This window comes from Pseudomonas sp. EL_65y_Pfl2_R96 (assembly GCF_963970905.1).
GTDB lineage: Bacteria > Pseudomonadota > Gammaproteobacteria > Pseudomonadales > Pseudomonadaceae > Aquipseudomonas.
In genome coordinates this window covers 1-536 of the sequence record NZ_CAXAQH010000213.1, presented here as the reverse complement: position 1 = coordinate 536, position 536 = coordinate 1, and the positions used below count along the sequence as shown (strand labels likewise).

At 66.4% G+C, this 536-nt stretch carries 1 pseudogene; it reads left to right on the top strand.

The features are described 5' to 3' along the window. A pseudogene (locus AACY49_RS30275) lies at positions 1–536 on the top strand (DDE-type integrase/transposase/recombinase); the annotation flags it as partial.

The window sequence follows — 536 nt, the reverse complement described above, 5'->3', positions numbered from 1 at the left end:
TTGATATTGTACCCGCGAGTGCCTGGCGATCGTGGCGGACACCACGCTCTCCGGCATCCCATGAGGGCGATCGCCCACAACGCCGCCACTTAGGCTATCGGCGGCTGTATGTGCTGCTCAGGCGGGGCTCTTCCGGCTCACCGGGAAGAGAAGCTGACAGTGCGCCGCCGTGGCGGCCGCAAGCGGGCGCTCGGCACGCGGGCGCCGATGGCGATCCCGCAGGAACCCAACCAGCGCTGGTCGCTCGACTTCGTATCTGACTCGTTGGCCTGCGGCCGGCGGTTCCGTATGCTCAACGTGATCGACGATTACAGCCGGGAATGCCTGGCGTGCATCGTCGATACCTCGCTGTCAGGTCGGCGCGTCGTCCGCGAGCTGAGCGCCATCGCCGAACGTCGCGGACTGCCGTGCATGGTGGTCAGCGACAATGGCACCGAGCTCACCAGTCACGCCGTTCTCGCCTGGTGCCAGGAGACCGGGGTCGAGTGGCATTACATCGCGCCGGGCAAGCCGCAGCAGAACGGCTTCGTCGAAAG